The organism is Chelativorans salis, assembly GCF_025336525.1.
In the GTDB taxonomy this organism is placed as follows: domain Bacteria; phylum Pseudomonadota; class Alphaproteobacteria; order Rhizobiales; family Rhizobiaceae; genus Chelativorans; species Chelativorans salis.
In genome coordinates, this window is the sequence record NZ_JAOCZP010000004.1 from 522347 (window position 1) to 538020 (window position 15674).

Below are 15674 nucleotides of genomic sequence, written 5' to 3' on the forward strand. Positions count from 1 at the left end.
AAAGCTGTTCTCCTGCGACCTTCGGCAGGGGAATAGCGGCCCTTGCCACGGCCCCGTAAAGGGTCTACCTCACGCGCCGACACTATAGACGACCCGAGAGCCCGAAATGACCTACCTCGTGACCGACAACTGCATCAAGTGCAAGTACATGGATTGCATCGAGGTGTGCCCGGTCGATTGCTTCTACGAGGGCGAGAACATGCTCGTCATCCATCCGGATGAGTGCATCGATTGCGGTGTGTGCGAGCCCGAGTGCCCCGCCGAGGCGATCAAACCCGACACAGAGCCGGGGCTCGACAAGTGGCTGCAGGTCAATACCGAATATGCAGAGAAGTGGCCGAACATCACGGCCAAGAAGGAGCCGCCGGCAGACGCCGAGGAATTCGATGGCGTCGAAGACAAATTCGAGAAATACTTCTCGCCCGAGCCCGGTGAAGGTGATTAGAAACGGGCCGCGGCGGCCGCAATCAGCGCCGCGTCACCATGTCGCAAGTACCGCACCGGCCGGGGATTGCCCACCGGTGGCGACTGTGCACGTGCAGCAAATAGTTGATTCTTTCAGCTTTTTGTATTATCTTTCTTCGACATGCCGGTGACGATACGTCTTTTGATGGCGCAGAAGAAAAATCACTGAAAGGTGGGGCTACATATCCGGGCCGAGGCAACTTGGGCCATGGCAACGTGCGTGAGCAGCAGCCAGGTCACCCGGAGACCATCTTCTCCAGCGCCTTTCAATTGCAGACCGGCCATTTGCACGGGCGGGCGCGGGCGTACTCCGCCCCATTGAGAACAGGAGTGTTAAGCGTATGGCAAACCAGCAGAAGAAGTCGGCACAGCGTCAGGGGTTCAAGACGGGTGAATACATCGTCTACCCCGCGCACGGGGTCGGACAGATCGTAACGATCGAAGACCAGGAAGTGGCCGGGCACAAGCTGGAGCTGTTCGTGATCGATTTCCAGAAGGACAAGATGCGTCTTAAGGTGCCGGTGGCCAAGGCGACTACGATCGGTATGCGCAAGCTTTCGGAGACGGATTATGTCGACCGCGCGCTCAAGGTCGTGCAGGGCCGCGCCCGCGTCAAGCGCACCATGTGGTCGCGCCGGGCGCAGGAGTACGACGCCAAGATCAATTCCGGTGATCTGATCTCCATCTCCGAGGTGGTGCGTGACCTCTATCGCGCCGAGAACCAGCCGGAGCAGTCCTATTCCGAGCGTCAGCTCTACGAGGCCGCGCTCGACCGCATGGCGCGCGAGATCGCCGCGGTCAACCGCGTTTCGGAGACCGAGGCCGTACGGCTGATCGAAGTGAACCTCGCCAAGGGTCCGCGCCGTGGCGCCAAGGCCGACAACGAGGAGACGGAGAAGGAAGAAGCTGCGTAAGCCTCTTTCTTTCCAGGCTGAATTAGTTTTGGGTCCGGCCGCCTTGCGGTCGGACCTTTTTGTTTTCCGGCTACTTTTCTGGTAGGCGAAGCGCCGACCTCCGAAGCCGGGTTCTTTTCATAAAGCTTTGAAACTGCACACCCCGTCTCGGGAAAACGGCGGTTCACTCCGTAATCACTGTTTCGTGCCGGTGGAACTTTTGCCTTCCGCTCGGGTTATTCTACGCGAATTTAACCGGGTACGGGCCGGGTGTGGGAATGGGTTGTTGCAGCCGGCCATCATCGGCGACCGCAGGAGCGCTGAGGAGATGCAGCAGAGCGCCGGGCGAAGGCTAGTCAAGGCAGCCATGAAGGCGCCCTACTTGGCGCGCGAGGAAGAGCATGCGCTCGCCGTCCGATGGAAGGAGCGCCAGGACCAGCAGGCCCTTCACCGCATGACAATAGCGCATATGCGGCTCGTCATTGCCATGGCAAGCCGTTTCCGTAATTTCGGTCTGTCGATGAGCGACCTCATCCAGGAAGGGCATGTCGGCCTGCTCGAGGCGGCCGCGCGCTTCGACCCCTCGCGCCAGGTGCGCTTCTCGACCTATGCCACCTGGTGGATCCGCGCCTCCATGCAGGATTATATCCTGCGCAACTGGTCCATCGTGCGCGGTGGCACGAGTTCCGCCCAGAAGGCGCTGTTCTTCAATCTTAGGCGGTTGAGAGCCAAGCTGCAGAAAACCGGCGGCGCCGCGCCGTCCGAGGAGATCTACCGCGAGGTTGCGCAGGCGCTCCATGTTTCGAAGGACGACGTGGCGTTGATGGACGCGCGGCTGGCCGGCTCCGACACGTCGCTCAACGCACCGCTAAAAAGCGATAACGACCTTGCCTCCGAGCGGATCGAGTTCCTGATCTGCGACGACCCGCCGCCCGACGAACTGGCGCGCGAGTCAATCGACGGCGAGCGCCGCGCGCAATGGCTCAACCAGGCGCTGGAGACGCTCAACGGCCGCGAGCTGACGATCCTGCGCGAGAGGCGGCTCTCAGAGGAGGGCGCGACGCTGGAGTCGCTGGGAGCTACGCTCGGCATTTCCAAGGAGCGTGTGCGCCAGATCGAATCGCGCGCCTTGGAAAAGCTGCGCACCGCGCTGGTTAAGCGGCATCCGGAGATTACCGCACAAGCTGGCTGAAGCGCCGCACGCTCTACCGATCCGTGACGATCTTCACCTTGTCGCCAACCGACAGGGCCGAACCAGGCCCCAGCCCATTGAGCAGGCGGAACAGCTCCAGCTTCCGGTCGACACCCCTCATCCGATTGGCGAAGGTGGCCACGGTATCGCCGGCTCCAACCGTCATCACGCGCACCCTGAGCGGCTTGAGCGCGGCGGCCTCCTCGCTGTCAAGAACGCGGAAGCTGCCGGCGATGGTGCGTGCCACCGCGTCCAGGCGGTTGCTGTCCAGCGGCGCGACGGTCAACAGGCGATAGACCTGGTCGCCGACGCGGATCACCGTCACGTCGAACTGCCATTCATCCGTATAGGCGCGCGCAGTGGCTGCCTCCCGGCCATTGATGGTGGTCTCGCGGATGGAACTCGGGTCCAGCCCGCTCAGCCAGTCGCCCTGCAGGTAGTCCTTCAGTGCGGTGCCGCGAGAGACCGTGGTGCCGTCGAAGCGGAAAGCGAGGTCGTCCGGCCCTTTGGCAGTCACCTCACCGGTAGAATTGTCGATCACGAACCCTTCGGGCACCGAAAGGGCGATGCCGAGTGTGGGGTGCAGGAAGTCGCGCCCGCGCACAAAGCCCTCGTCCGGTTTGTCGCCGAACACCATGCCGTCGATGCCCTGGAGATAGGCCTCACGGTCGCGGACACCGGTGCCCGGCACACCGAACTGCCGTGCGTGCTCCTGCGCCAGCTCGATCCGCCGTGGCGTGTTGGGGTGGCTTGCCAGGAAATCGAGCGAGGATTCGCCGGTGCCGCTGACGTCGCGGAAGCTCTGATAGGCGTCCATCGAGCGCAGGAAGCGCGATGCTGCATAAGGATCGTAGCCAGCGCGGCCAATGGAGCGGATGCCGATCTTGTCTGCCTCCAATTCCTGGTTGCGCGAGAACTGGGCGAGCTGCAGCTTGCCGCGCAGGGCGGCCGCTCGGGCATTGACGTCGGTGCTCACCACTTCATCGACCACGCGATTTGTGAGGTTCGCCTCCGCTTCCCTCTTCTGGCGCTCCAGCCCGTGATTGGCCGTCACATGCGCCATCTCGTGCGCTAGCACGGCGGCCACCTCGGCCGAATCGTTGGCCAGCGCCAGGAGCCCGCGCGACACGTAAAGATAACCGCCGGGAAGCGCGAAGGCGTTGATGTTGGGCGAGTCCAGAATGGCGATGCGGTAGGTCTGGGACGGGTTGTCCGGGTCCAGCGTCAGCCTGCCCACCACCCGCGCCAGCATGCGCTCGAGTTTGGGGTCCGAATATTCGCCGCCATAGGTTTGCAGGATCTTCGGGTGCTGGCGGCGGGCGAGGTTGGCCAGCCGGTCGCCGCGCGTCACCGTGTCCACGGTCACCGGATTGGAGGAGGGAACGAAGCCCGCCTCGGTGAGCTCCATCGCCTGGCATCCTGCAAGCCCCGCAGTCAGGAGCCCGGCAAAAAGTGTCCGGCGCAGGGAAGTGCCCCGCGTGCGGCCCATTGCCGTTCTCATGGCCTTCCGGTGAAGCAGCGCGATATCCTTTCGACAGCTCGTTCGGCGGTGTGCCCGCCTCCTTGCGGACCTAGCCACAGTCTTCCGTCGAAGACAAGAATCAGCACGTAGGGGCTTCGCCTGTGACGGTAAATAATGGCAAAATCAGGCTGGACAATATAGCTTCCGCCTATTCCGGCGCCTTTCTTGCGCCTAGATAGCGATCGAAGGCCGCCGATCCCCCGCCCGAAAGGAATTCCGCCGTCGCCCCGGCGCCGGCGATGGCGCCATTCTCCAGGAAGACCAGCGTCTTCGACAGGCGCTCGGCGTCGCGCGGATCGTGGGTAGTCATGAGGATCGTCATCGCCTGATCGCGGTGGAGCCCGGCGATCAGGTCCAGCATCTCGTCGCGCAGCGCCGGACCCAACGAGGCGAAGGGCTCGTCGAGCAAAAGAACCGGGCGCTCGCGCACCAGCACGCGCGCCAGCGCCACGCGCTGCCGCTCGCCGCCGGAGAGTGCATGCGGCAGCCGCTCTTCCTTGCCGGCAAGCCCGGTGCGGGCGAGTGCGTCCATGACCGCTGCCTGATCGGCCTTGGAAAGGCGCAAGCCCGGCGAGCGGCCGAGCCCGACATTCTGCGCCACGGTCAGGTGGGCGAAGAGGTTGTTTTCCTGAAACACCATGGAGACCGGACGCCTGTGCGGCGGCAGCCCAGTCACATCCTCACTGCCAATCATCACCCGGCCGGCATTGGGCGCCTCGAACCCGGCAATCAGGTTCAGAAGTGTCGACTTGCCGGAACCGCTCGGCCCCATCAGTGCGACGATGTCGGAAGCTTCGATCCTGAGGTCGAAGCGCATCACCGCCCCGCCGGGATAGGCAAAGCGCAAAGCTTCCAGCCGGATGGCACCGCCGCCGGGATCGTCGTACCGCGTCATCCCCTTCCCTTACCCCAGCGTGTGGCGGCGAACATCAGCCCCAGACACAAAAGCCCCAGGAAAAGCGCGATGCCGGCGGCATCCGCCGTGCGGTAGCTGGCCATGCGCTGGAGAAGCAGATAAGGCAGCGTCTGCACCCTGTCGCTGCCGAACAGTGCGATTACGCCAAGATCGCCAAGCGACAGCGCCATGGCGAAGGCGAATGCCATCGCGGCCGGCTTCCGGAGCGCCGGCCAGTCGACGAGGCGAAGCCGGTTCCAGCCGGAAATGCCGAGCGCGGCGCAAAGCTTCTCATGCCGTGCGCTCGCCGCGTCATAGGCAGGCCGTACGGCGCGGATAGCAAAAGGCATGGCCATAACAGCGTTCACCGTCACTACCATCACCGGCGCGAAAGCGAAGACGTCGCCGAAATGCCGCAACAGGATAAACCAGCCGGCGCCGATGACGATGGGCGGCACGATCAGAACCATCGTCGCGCCGGTGTCGCTCATGCGTTCGAGAAGGCCCGGAATGGGCGCCGCGCGAGCAAGCTCCAGCGCGCGCCGCGCCATCACAAGCGATACCGACAGAAGCAGGCACAGAAGAGCGGCGAGGGCGGAAAGCACGAGGCTCGTCAGCGTCGCCGAAAGCACGGCGTTCTCGCCGGCAAGGCGGCCGAGGTCGGCCTGCAATCCAGCGGCCACCGTCGCCGCCATCGGCCCCGCCACGAAGACGAGCGCCAGGACGATGACAGCGGCATTAACTCCCCTTTCCCCGCGTCCGAGAAACAGCGTCCGGCGCGGCGCCACCGGCAGGCTTGCATCGCCCGTCATGACGGCGCCGAGGCGGCCGAGCGCCAGCACGATCAGCCCCGTCAGCGCCACCTGCACCAGCGTCAGCGAAATGGCCCGCGCGGGGTCGAAATCGAAGCGCAGCGCCTGATAGATCGCCACTTCAAGCGTCGTCGCCCGTGGCCCGCCGCCAAGCGTCAGGACGATGGTGAAGGAGGTGGCGCACAGCATGAAGACGAGTCCTGCCACGCCGGGAAGAGCGGCGCGCAGGACCGGCCACTCGATGAAGCGGAAGGAGGAAAAGACCCCCATGCCAAGCTGTGCGGAAAGCCGCCACTGGTCCGCCGGCACGTTCTCGAGCGCTGCCAGGAAGAGGCGCGCGGAAAGTGGCAGGTTGAAGAAGACATGGGCGACCAGAATGCCGGAAAGCCCGTAGATGCCCGGCCACCGCTCCTCCGATAGGGCGGAGAACAGCGGCGCGAAATAGCCCGCCCGCCCGTAGAGCGCCAGCACGCCGAGGGCGGCGACGATGGCCGGCAGCGCCAGCGGCACGGCGAAAAGCTGCAGGATGAGGCCGCGCCCGAAAAAGCGCGGGTGGCGGGCCAGCGCCCGCGCCACCAGGATCGCCGGGGCGACCGAAAGCAGCGTCGAGAGTGCCGCCTGCCACAGGGTGAAGCGGGCCACCCGCAGGAGATAGGGATCGAAGGCGGCAAGCGCGCTCCGCCACGCCGTCAGCGCCTCCTGCCCGAGCCCGAAGAACGCCCCGCCGATGAGAAGGCCGATCGCCGCCAGTGCCAGAGCGCCGGCAGCAACACGGCCCTGTCCTTGCCGCGGTGCCGTCACCGGCTCATCACGGACAGCCACTCGTCGACCCAGGCCTTACGGTTCTCCGCCACTTCCCGCGGGGAAAAGAGCAGCGTCTCGACCGGCTCCACCAGCTCATCGAAGACCGGGTTCAAGGGTTCGGCGGTCTCGCCTGCCGGAAACATCCAGTTGGTCTCGGGAATGGCGTCCTGAAAGCCGGGGCCGGTCATGAAGGCGAGGAACTCTTCGGCCAGCGGATTGTCCGCCCCCTTCACCGTTTTCGCCGCCACCTCCACCTGAAGATAGTGCCCTTCCTCGAACGAAGCGGCCGTGTAGCGGTCGGTATCCTCGGCGATCCGGTGATAGGCTGGCGAGGTGGTATAAGACAGCACCATCGGCACCTCGCCACTGGTGAACAGCCCGTAGGATTCGCTCCAGCCGGGCGTCACCGTCAGCACCTTGTCCTTCAGCATCGCCCATGCCTCGGCCGCCTCCTCGCCATAGACAGCCTTCATCCACAAGAGCAGGCCGAGCCCCGGCGTAGAGGTGCGCGGGTCCTGGATGGCAATCTTCAGGTCGCTCTCCGCTTCCACCAGCGCTTTCAGGCTCTGCGGTGGGCTGTCGAGCGCTTCCGTATCGTAGACAAAGGCGAAATAGCCGTAATCGTAGGGCACGAAGGCATCGTCCGAAAAGCCGCCCGGCACTTCGACCCGGGAAAGATCGACATCGTGCGGCGCGAACAGCCCCGTCTCTTTGGCCTCGTAGGTAAGGTTGGTGTCGAGCCCCAGCACGATGTCGGCTTGCGTGTCCTCGCCCTCGAGCCGCACGCGGTTGAGCAGCGCCACTCCGTCGGCCACCGACACGAACTCGAGGTCGCAGCCGCATTCCGCCTCGAATGCCTCCTCCACCACCGGGCCGGGTCCCCAGTCGGCGGTAAAGCTTTCATAGGTATAGACGGTGAGCTTCTCCTGGGCTTGCGCGGCGCCGGCGGCGACCAGGCCCAGTGTGCATATGGAGCTTGCAACAATCCAGCGCATCAGCGCCTCCTCTCTTTAGCTTTTCAGGGGAATGAGGCGCCTTGCAATCGAAGCGTCTAATCCCTCCGCCGGTGCAAACCGGATCAGGTTCGGCGGGTTGGCAGATGCCTCTCAGCCGGTCGATAGCCGGCACCCCGTTAGAGCGGGCTGGAAGATAGAGCGGGGCGGGGTGGAGCGCAAGTGGGCGCCATAACGACTCCCTGGTGAGCAGGGCCATCGTATGTGGCAGTCCTCGGCCGGACCTCCCTCCCCCTTGAGGGGAGGGATTGAGGGTGGGGGACAGGCGAAGCCGAACAAGGACTCCACATGCGATAGGCCTACCCCGTGAGGAGGGAAAGTTGGCAACGGCTTCCGCTTCCCCTACCCGCCGTGCTAATGGCCGCCTCCATGAGCCGATTTGTCATCCTGCTTGGCGGCGAGCTTCGCCGCACGCCTGAACTCGACGCCCAGATCGCCGGCGCTCGCGTCATCGCCGCCGATTCCGGCATGCGCCATGCAGAGACGCTCGGCATCACACCGGAGCTATGGACCGGAGACTTCGATTCGGTGTCCGACGGGCTGCGCGAGGCTTTCGCGCAGGTCCCGTGCGAAATCTATCCAACGGACAAGGACAAGACGGACGGCGACATCGCCATCGAGGCAGCCCTTGGCCTGGGCGCTACGTCGCTGGTGCTGGTCGGCGCCTTCGGGGGGGCGCGCCCCGACCACGGCTACCTGCATCTTACCCAGGCCGTGCGGCTTGCCGAGGCCGGCATGCCGATCCTGCTCACCAGCGGCGCGCAGGAGGGGCAGCCGCTCATCACCGGCCGCCGCCACAGCTTCGACTATGCCGATGGAACGCTGTTCAGCATTCTCGCGTTCACCGCGCTTTCGGGCCTCACCGTCGAGGGGGCGAAATGGCCGCTCGACGCGGTGAAGGTTCCCTTCGGCTCCTCGCTGACGCTCTCCAACGAGGTGCGCGGGCAGCTTTCCGTCACGTTGCGTCAGGGCCGGGCGCTGATCATCGTGCATCTTATCGGGCCGGAAAAGGGCTGACATGGCGCCCCCGCTTCTGAAGCTCGACGATATCCACCTCACCTTCGGCGGCACGCCGCTGCTTGCCGGCGCCTCGTTGATGGTGGGCCCCGGCGAGCGCATCGCTCTCGTCGGGCGCAACGGCTCGGGCAAATCCACCCTCTTGAAGATCGCCGCCGGCCTCGTGGAGGCTCAATCGGGCGAGGTCTTCCGCCAGCCGACGGCCACCATGCGCTACCTGCCGCAGGCGCCGGACTGGCAGGGGTTCTCCACCGTGCGCGCCTATGTCGAGGCGGGGCTGGGGCCGGCCGACGATGTCAACCGCGTGGCGCTGGTGCTCGACCGGCTGGGGCTGACGGGCGACGAGGACCCCGCTTCGCTCTCCGGCGGCGAGGCGCGGCGGGCGGCACTCGCCAAGGTTCTGGCACCGCAGCCGGACCTGCTGCTTCTCGATGAGCCGACGAACCACCTCGACCTCGCCACTATCGAATGGCTGGAGGATGAGCTTTCCCGCTCCTCCTCCGCACTGGTGATGATCTCCCACGACCGCCGCTTCCTAGAGCGCGCCAGCCGTGCGACGGTGTGGCTCGACCGCGGCACCACCCGACGGCTCGACAAAGGCTTCGCCCATTTCGAGGATTGGCGCGACAAGCTGCTCGAGGAGGAAGAGCGCGACCAGCAGAAGCTCGGCCGGCAGATCGCCCGCGAGGAGCACTGGCTGCGCTACGGGGTGACGGCCAGGCGCAAGCGCAACGTGCGCCGCCTCTCCGAGCTTCAGGACCTGCGCGCCCGCCACCGCACCCATCGCGGGCCGGAAGGCACGGCGATCATGACGGCAAGCGACGCCGCCGAATCGGGCAAGCTGGTCATCGAGGCCAAGGGGATCGAGAAGCGGTTCGGGGATCTCACCGTCGTCCGCGACTTCTCCACCCGCATCCTGCGCGGCGACCGGGTCGGCCTCGTCGGCCCCAATGGCGCGGGCAAGACCACCTTGCTCAAGATGCTGATCGGCGTCACCAAGCCCGACGCCGGCTCGCTGCGCCTCGGCGCCAATCTGGAGACCGCCACCCTCGACCAGAACCGCGCCGCCCTCGATCCGAATGAGACGCTGGCGCACTTCCTCACCGACGGTCGCGGCGACAGCGTGGTGGTCAACGGGCAGGAGCGGCACGTCGTCTCCTACATGCAGGATTTCCTCTTCAAGCCAGAGCAGATGCGCACGCCCGTGCGCGAGCTTTCCGGCGGAGAGAAGGCGCGGCTGGTGCTGGCGCGGCTCCTTTCCCGGCCAGCCAACCTCCTCGTCCTCGATGAGCCGACAAACGACCTCGACATGGAGACGCTCGATCTCCTGCAGGAGCTGGTGGAAGGGTTTCCCGGCACCGTCATCCTCGTCAGCCATGACCGCGACTTCCTCGACCGCACGGTGACGACCACCATCGCGCCAGAGGGCGACGGTCGATGGACGGAATATGCCGGCGGATATTCCGACATGATGGCGCAGCGCAAGGGTGTCGGGCTGGCAGGCCGCAAGGGGCGTGCGGCCGAGCAAGCGGGCAAACCGGCTGGGCCGCGCCGGGAGCCGAAGGAGCCGAGGCCGGGGACGAAAAAACTCTCCTACAAGCAGAAATTCGCCCTGGAGACCCTGCCTTCGCGGATCGAGGCACTCGGCGAGAAGATCTCTGGGCTGGAACAGAATCTCGCCGACCCCACGCTCTATGCCCGCGACGCCACTGCCTTTTCGCGGCTTTCTAAGGAGCTCGATGAAAAGCGGAGCGAGCGTGAGCGGCTGGAGGAGGAATGGCTGGAGCTCGAAATGCTGCGCGAGGAAGTGGAGGGCGGATAAAGACGGCGGCTGCCGGCAGAAGCCGCCTGTGCTATCCTGCGGTTCTCCAGCCGAGTGTGTCTCATGCCTGCCGCCATCGCCAGATCGATCGCCTCGCTGTGTATCGCGCTTCCGCTCTTCCTTACGGCAAGCGTCCATGCACAAGAGCCGAATCGGCTCTATAGTGCCGTGACCATCATCACGGGCACTCTGGAGGCGGAAAAGCAGCGCGGCTTCGCCGCCTGCCTGGAAGAGGTCCTGGTGAAAGTCTCCGGCGACACGAGCCTTGCCGGCTTACCCAAAGTGGACGAGCTGGGGAAGCGAGCGTCGGAGTTCGTCGAGACCTATTCGCTGCGCGACCGCATGGCGGGCATTCCGGTGCACGACGAGCAAGGGACGCGTGATCGGCCGCACTTCCTCAAGGTGGATTTTTCGCCGGCGAAGATCGATCAGGCGCTCGGTGAGCTGGGGCGTGCGCCATGGACGGAGCGGCCGGTCATCACGCTTCTCATCGGCATCGACAACGGAGCGCAGCGGTTCCTGCTGGCGCGCAACTCCGCCCTTGGTATCGGCCAGCGCAAGGCGCTTTCGGAGATCGCTGGGCGCCTCGGACTGAAGGCGAAGCTGCTGGGCGAGGCGGCGCTGGCGGCGGTGCCGGTCGACCACGCATCCTTGGGCGGGACGAGGATGGACGGATTGGAGACCATCCGCAATGCACTCGGCGGCGAGGTCGTGCTGAGCGGGATGCTGGTGTGGGACGAGAGCGCCTTCCGCTGGACGTCCAACTGGCAACTCGTTTCGGAGAATGGAGCGGAAGCCTGGGAGGCTGCCGGCGTTTCCTTTGACACCGCCTTCCGCGATGCGCTGGCCGAGGCGATGCAGATCCTGTCGAACGAGAGCCGGCGATAGGCCGACCTTCTTCACCCAATGCTAACCTCGAGGCGCGACAGTGCCCGCCCGACGGCAGGGCTGTTACCCATGAGCGAAGAATTCCTCGTTTCCGCAAAACCTGACCTGCAAAGGGCGCGCACCGAATGGCTGGCTTCGCTTCGCGATGAGCGGCGGCTGGCGCGGCTGACGGTGGAGGCTTACGAGCGGGATACCCGGCAGCTCCTGCAGTTCCTCACCGGCCATTGCGGTGGAGCGCCGGGCATCGCCGAGATCACCGACCTGCGGCCGGCGGACTTGCGCGCCTTCCTGGCCTCGCGGCGCAGCGGCGGCGCCGGCGCGCGCACGCTCGGCCGGGGGCTCGCCGGCATCCGCTCGCTGCTGCGCTATCTGGAGCGGCGCGGCCTTGTGAATGCGGCAGGCGCCGGGGCGCTGCGTGCGCCACGCGCGCCGAAGGGCCTGCCGAAACCGCTGACGGCGGCCGACGCACGTCGTGTCGCCTCGGGCGAGGGGCAGCTTGCGGAGGAGCCGTGGATTGCCGCACGCAACGCCGCCGTGCTTGCGTTGCTGTACGGCTCCGGCTTGCGCATCGGCGAAGCGCTTGCCCTGAAGGGCGGAGACATCGCGAACGCGGGCGACAACGCACTGCGCGTGACGGGCAAGGGTGGTAAGACCCGGGTGGTGCCGGTGCTGCCGGTGGTCTTCCAGGCCGTTGCCGAATACCGCCGGCTCTGCCCCTATCATCTGGGCGCTGAGGCGCCGCTTTTCCGCGGAGCGCGGGGCGGACCCCTGCAGCCGGCCATCGTCCAGCGCGAGATGAAGAAGATGCGCTCGGCACTCAACCTGCCGGAAACGGCAACACCGCATGCGCTCCGCCACTCCTTCGCCACTCACCTGCTCGGCCGCGGCGGCGATCTGCGTGCTATCCAGGAGCTTTTGGGCCACGCCAGCCTCTCAACGACGCAGGTTTACACCGCGGTCGATACGTCCCGTCTTCTGGAGATCTACGACAATGCACACCCGCGTGCATGAAGTTTGCAATTTGCATGGCCGGTTTAACGGTTTTTGCCGCTTTCACGCGGTAGCAATGAAGCCATGAAACGAACGCGCGCCCTCGCCGACCGTATTGCCGTCCTTTCCCTGAACCTCGTGGCGGCGATCAATCTCCTGTTCGTGCTGTTCTTCGTGGCGGTGCTGGTGCTCGTCAGCGGGCGTGCCCGCGCAGAGGAGACCGTCTGCGAAGGCACCGACCTCGTGGAGGCGCTTTCCGAGCGCGATCCCGCGCTCTTGCGGAAGATGCGGGAGGAGGCCGCGGCCACGCCCAATGGCGAGGGGCTGTTGTGGCGTGTCGAGGGAAAAGGCGGCGCGCCCTCCTTCTTGTTCGGCACCATGCACATGACGGACCCGCGTGTGGTTGCGATGCCGGAGGCGGCGCGGGCCGCGTTCGCCGCGGCGCATACCGTCGCCATCGAGACCACGGACGTGCTGGACCAGAAGGCAATGATGGCGGCCCTGGCGGAGACGCCGGAACTGATGATGTTCCCGCCCGGCGAGGCGCTGACCGACTATCTGACGGCCGAAGAGCAGGAAAGGCTTCGCGAGGCTCTCGATACCTACGGTGTGCCGTTGCAGAGCGTCGTCAAGCTGAAGCCGTGGATGCTTCTCTCGCTTATCGCGCAATCGGCCTGCGAGGTCGAGCGGCAGGAAGCCGGTGTACTGGTGCTCGATGGCAAGCTTGCGAAGGACGCAAAGGCGGCGGGCAAGCGGCTCGTCGGCCTCGAACGGGCCAGTGAGCAGTTCTCGGCCATAGCTTCGCTGCCCATGGAGATGCATATCGAGGGGCTTATCAGCACGATCGACCTGGGCGAGGGCGTGAACGACGTCACCGAGACCATGATCGGGCTCTATCTCAACGGTGAAATCGGCATGGTCCTGCCGGCGATCACGCGCCTGCTGCCGCAGGGCGCGCAGTTTGCGGCCGGCTCCGCGGCCTTCGAGGAGAAACTGATCACGGCCCGCAACAGGGTAATGGCCGAGCGGGCCCTTCCCCTTATCGAGGAGGGCAGAGCCTTCATCGCCGTCGGCGCATTGCACCTGCCGGGCGAGACGGGGCTTGTCGCGCTGCTGCGCGAGGAAGGCTACACGGTCAGCCGCGCCGACTGAGGCGAGTGCCCCGTCAGGAATGGATCGGCTTGGCGAAGGTGGCGAGCGCCGCCTCCTTGACCGCTTCCGAAAGGGTTGGATGCGCGTGGCAGGTGCGGGCGAGATCCTCCGACGAGCCGCCGAACTCCATCAACACCGCTGCCTCGTGGATCATCTCGCCGGCGCCGAAGCCGACGATATGCGCGCCCAGCACACGGTCGGTCTTTTTGTCGGCGAGGATTTTCACAAAGCCGTCCGTCTGCAGCATGGAGCGGGCGCGGCCGTTGGCGCTGAAGGGAAATTTGCCGGCATTGTATTCCACGCCGGCCTTCTTCAACTCCTCTTCCGTCTTGCCGACGGAGGCGATCTCGGGGGTGGTGTAGACGACGCCGGGAATGACGTAGTAGTTCACGTGGCCGGCCTGGCCGGCGATGATCTCGGCGACGGCGACACCCTCGTCCTCCGCCTTGTGGGCGAGCATCGGGCCGGCGATCACATCACCGATGGCGTAGATACCCTCGACATTGGTTCTGAGGTGCTCGTCGGTCTTCACGCGGCCGCGATCATCCATCTCCACGCCCGCCTCCTTCAGCCCCAGCCCATCGGTGAAGGGCCTGCGGCCGGTGGCGACCAGGACGACGTCGGCCTCGACGGTCTGGGAGGCGTCGCCGTTGGTGGGCTCGAAGGTGACCTTAGCGCCCTTCCTGGCCTTGGAGACGTCCGTCACCTTGGCGCCGAGATGGAAGGTGAAACCCTGCTTGGTCAGCATGCGCTGGAACTGCTTGGCCACTTCGCCGTCCATACCGGCGAGGATGGTGTCGAGATATTCGACAACCGTCACCTTGGCGCCCAGCCGCGCCCACACCGAGCCCAGCTCCAGCCCGATGATGCCGCCGCCGACCACCACCATGGTCTCCGGCACCTTGGCAAGCTCCAGCGCGCCGGTGGAGGAGACGATCACCTTCTCGTCGAACTTCACGTCGACACCGGGAATGCCGGCGACGTCCGAGCCGGTGGCAATGACGATATTCTTCGTCTCCACCATTTCTTCCTTGCCGTCCTCGCCAGAGACCACCACCTTGCCGGCGGTGGCGATCCTGCCGGTGCCGCGGAAGACATCGATCTTGTTCTTCTTCATCAGAAAGTCGAGGCCCTTGACGTTCTGCTCCACCGTCCGGTCCTTGTGGGCCAGCATCTTCTTGAGGTCGAATTTCGGCTTGCCGACATCGATGCCAAGGTCGGCAAAGGAATGCCCGGCCTCGGCGAACATCTCGGTTGCATGCAGCAGCGCCTTCGACGGGATGCAGCCGACATTGACGCAGGTGCCGCCGTGGTTCGGCCGCTTCTCCACCACTGCCGTCTTCAGGCCGAGCTGGGCTGCCTTGATGGCGCAGACATAGCCTCCGGGGCCGGTTCCGATCACGACGACGTCGTAGGTGGTGGGCATCGTTCTCTCCGTTTGGGATGGAAGGCGGCGTGTTGGTTCGGTGAGGATTATCGGTCAGCGAAGGCGAGGCGCAGGCCAAAGCCGGCAAAGGCAGCGGCCGTCGCGCGCCGCATCCACTTCATCACCGTCTCGCTTCTCAAGACTTTCTCGCCGACGAGGGCGGCGAAGCCGCCATAGACGAGGAAGACGGCAAAGGTCATGGCCATGAAGACGGCGCCGAGGATGAGCATCTGGCTGACCGAGCCGGCGGCGGGGACGATGAACTGCGGCAGGAAGGCGAGGAAGAAGAGGGACAGCTTCGGATTGAGGATGTTGATCAGGAAGCCGGTCCTGACGATTGCCATAGCGGCCAGCGGCCGGCGTTCGCCGGCATTGATTCTGAGCGGGCCCGCTTCCTTCAGGGTCTGCCAGGCGAGATAGAGAAGATAGGCGACGCCGGCGAGCTTGATTACCTGGAACAGCAGCGCACTCGTGTGGAGAAGGGCGGCGAGGCCGACAACGGAAGCGAAGAGGGCCGGCAGGATGCCGAGCGTGCAACCGAAGGCGGCGGCGAAACTCGCCCTGCGTCCGGCGGCAAGGCCGGTGGCGACGGTGTAGACGACGCCGGTGCCGGGGATGAGGATGACGATCAGGGAGGTGACGAGGAACTCGATGCTCATCGGCGGGACTCCGGTGTGTGGCGGAGCACCGTGGCTGTCGTCAGAGCAGGTATGGCCTTCCGTCCTCGTCCTTCGACAGGCTCAGGATGAGGGCTGTGTTTACGCCCAGCCGTCGACATCGAGG

14 protein-coding genes and 1 riboswitch are annotated in these 15674 nt (G+C 65.4%); of the genes, 8 read left to right on the forward strand and 6 right to left on the reverse strand.

The window, feature by feature from the left end:
- Window positions 1-106 precede the first annotated feature (106 nt).
- The 3 genes from fdxA (at window position 107) to N5A92_RS16295 (ending at window position 2550) form a co-directional block, all read left to right on the forward strand.
- Window positions 107-445: a ferredoxin FdxA gene (gene fdxA / locus N5A92_RS16285; protein ID WP_260904643.1), complete on the forward strand. Its 339-nt coding sequence runs from the start codon at window positions 107-109 to the stop codon at window positions 443-445.
- Between the two features lie 361 nt (window positions 446-806).
- Window positions 807-1379, forward strand: coding sequence for a CarD family transcriptional regulator (locus N5A92_RS16290; protein WP_260904645.1), 573 nt, complete (start codon window positions 807-809; stop codon window positions 1377-1379).
- Window positions 1380-1686: 307 nt separating this feature from the next.
- Window positions 1687-2550 (forward strand): RNA polymerase factor sigma-32, encoded by an 864-nt coding sequence (locus tag N5A92_RS16295; protein WP_260904723.1) that lies wholly within the window; start codon window positions 1687-1689, stop codon window positions 2548-2550.
- Between the two features lie 13 nt (window positions 2551-2563).
- Here the strand turns inward: N5A92_RS16295 and N5A92_RS16300 are convergent, their stop codons facing one another.
- The 4 genes from N5A92_RS16300 to thiB all read right to left on the reverse strand — a co-directional run bounded on the left by N5A92_RS16300 (window position 2564) and on the right by thiB (window position 7578).
- Window positions 2564-4039, reverse strand: a complete 1476-nt coding sequence (locus tag N5A92_RS16300; protein ID WP_425248592.1) for a M48 family metalloprotease — start codon at window positions 4037-4039, stop codon at window positions 2564-2566.
- A 181-nt stretch (window positions 4040-4220) separates the two neighbouring features.
- The gene (thiQ, locus tag N5A92_RS16305) at window positions 4221-4967 is read right to left on the reverse strand and encodes a thiamine ABC transporter ATP-binding protein (protein ID WP_260904647.1); all 747 of its coding nucleotides are present in this window, start codon (window positions 4965-4967) and stop codon (window positions 4221-4223) included.
- On the reverse strand, window positions 4964-6601 hold the full coding sequence (thiP, locus tag N5A92_RS16310; RefSeq protein ID WP_260904650.1) for a thiamine/thiamine pyrophosphate ABC transporter permease: 1638 nt from the start codon (window positions 6599-6601) through the stop codon (window positions 4964-4966). The genes thiQ and thiP overlap by 4 nt, the downstream gene beginning before the upstream one ends.
- Complete coding sequence (thiB, locus tag N5A92_RS16315) at window positions 6577-7578, reverse strand: thiamine ABC transporter substrate binding subunit (protein ID WP_260904652.1); 1002 nt, start codon at window positions 7576-7578, stop codon at window positions 6577-6579. The genes thiP and thiB overlap by 25 nt, the downstream gene beginning before the upstream one ends.
- Window positions 7579-7621: 43 nt before the next feature.
- Window positions 7622-7725, reverse strand: a riboswitch (TPP riboswitch).
- A 240-nt stretch (window positions 7726-7965) separates the two neighbouring features.
- On the opposite strand from thiB, the gene N5A92_RS16320 reads away from it, so the two are divergent.
- The 5 genes from N5A92_RS16320 (at window position 7966) to N5A92_RS16340 (ending at window position 13465) form a co-directional block, all read left to right on the forward strand.
- Window positions 7966-8613 carry a thiamine diphosphokinase gene (locus N5A92_RS16320; protein WP_260904653.1) on the forward strand — a complete coding sequence of 216 codons (648 nt, stop codon included), beginning with the start codon at window positions 7966-7968 and terminating at the stop codon, window positions 8611-8613.
- 1 nt (window position 8614) lies between these two features.
- Window positions 8615-10435 (forward strand): ABC-F family ATP-binding cassette domain-containing protein, encoded by a 1821-nt coding sequence (locus N5A92_RS16325; RefSeq protein WP_260904654.1) that lies wholly within the window; start codon window positions 8615-8617, stop codon window positions 10433-10435.
- Window positions 10436-10498: 63 nt separating this feature from the next.
- The gene (locus N5A92_RS16330) at window positions 10499-11323 is read left to right on the forward strand and encodes a DUF2066 domain-containing protein (RefSeq protein WP_260904655.1); all 825 of its coding nucleotides are present in this window, start codon (window positions 10499-10501) and stop codon (window positions 11321-11323) included.
- 69 nt (window positions 11324-11392) lie between these two features.
- A complete protein-coding gene (locus N5A92_RS16335) occupies window positions 11393-12334 on the forward strand; it encodes a tyrosine recombinase XerC (protein ID WP_260904657.1) in 942 nt (313 codons plus the stop codon).
- Between the two features lie 63 nt (window positions 12335-12397).
- Window positions 12398-13465 carry a TraB/GumN family protein gene (locus N5A92_RS16340; RefSeq protein WP_260904659.1) on the forward strand — a complete coding sequence of 356 codons (1068 nt, stop codon included), beginning with the start codon at window positions 12398-12400 and terminating at the stop codon, window positions 13463-13465.
- Between the two features lie 13 nt (window positions 13466-13478).
- Here N5A92_RS16340 and lpdA read toward each other — a convergent pair whose 3' ends face one another.
- Window positions 13479-14891 (reverse strand): dihydrolipoyl dehydrogenase, encoded by a 1413-nt coding sequence (gene lpdA / locus N5A92_RS16345; RefSeq protein ID WP_260904661.1) that lies wholly within the window; start codon window positions 14889-14891, stop codon window positions 13479-13481.
- 47 nt (window positions 14892-14938) lie between these two features.
- The gene (locus N5A92_RS16350; protein ID WP_260904662.1) at window positions 14939-15550 is read right to left on the reverse strand and encodes a LysE family translocator; all 612 of its coding nucleotides are present in this window, start codon (window positions 15548-15550) and stop codon (window positions 14939-14941) included.
- Window positions 15551-15674: the final 124 nt, after the last annotated feature.

Coding starts and splice junctions, on each gene's coding strand:
- N5A92_RS16325 (WP_260904654.1), top strand. CDS start 8,615: ATGGCGCCCCCGCTTCTGAAGCTCGACGATATCCACCTCACCTTCGGC.
- fdxA (WP_260904643.1), top strand. CDS start 107: ATGACCTACCTCGTGACCGACAACTGCATCAAGTGCAAGTACATGGAT.
- N5A92_RS16300 (WP_425248592.1), bottom strand. CDS start 4,039: ATGGGCCGCACGCGGGGCACTTCCCTGCGCCGGACACTTTTTGCCGGG.
- N5A92_RS16290 (WP_260904645.1), top strand. CDS start 807: ATGGCAAACCAGCAGAAGAAGTCGGCACAGCGTCAGGGGTTCAAGACG.
- thiB (WP_260904652.1), bottom strand. CDS start 7,578: ATGCGCTGGATTGTTGCAAGCTCCATATGCACACTGGGCCTGGTCGCC.
- N5A92_RS16350 (WP_260904662.1), bottom strand. CDS start 15,550: ATGAGCATCGAGTTCCTCGTCACCTCCCTGATCGTCATCCTCATCCCC.
- lpdA (WP_260904661.1), bottom strand. CDS start 14,891: ATGCCCACCACCTACGACGTCGTCGTGATCGGAACCGGCCCCGGAGGC.
- N5A92_RS16330 (WP_260904655.1), top strand. CDS start 10,499: ATGCCTGCCGCCATCGCCAGATCGATCGCCTCGCTGTGTATCGCGCTT.
- N5A92_RS16340 (WP_260904659.1), top strand. CDS start 12,398: ATGAAACGAACGCGCGCCCTCGCCGACCGTATTGCCGTCCTTTCCCTG.
- N5A92_RS16295 (WP_260904723.1), top strand. CDS start 1,687: ATGCAGCAGAGCGCCGGGCGAAGGCTAGTCAAGGCAGCCATGAAGGCG.
- N5A92_RS16335 (WP_260904657.1), top strand. CDS start 11,393: ATGAGCGAAGAATTCCTCGTTTCCGCAAAACCTGACCTGCAAAGGGCG.
- thiQ (WP_260904647.1), bottom strand. CDS start 4,967: ATGACGCGGTACGACGATCCCGGCGGCGGTGCCATCCGGCTGGAAGCT.
- N5A92_RS16320 (WP_260904653.1), top strand. CDS start 7,966: ATGAGCCGATTTGTCATCCTGCTTGGCGGCGAGCTTCGCCGCACGCCT.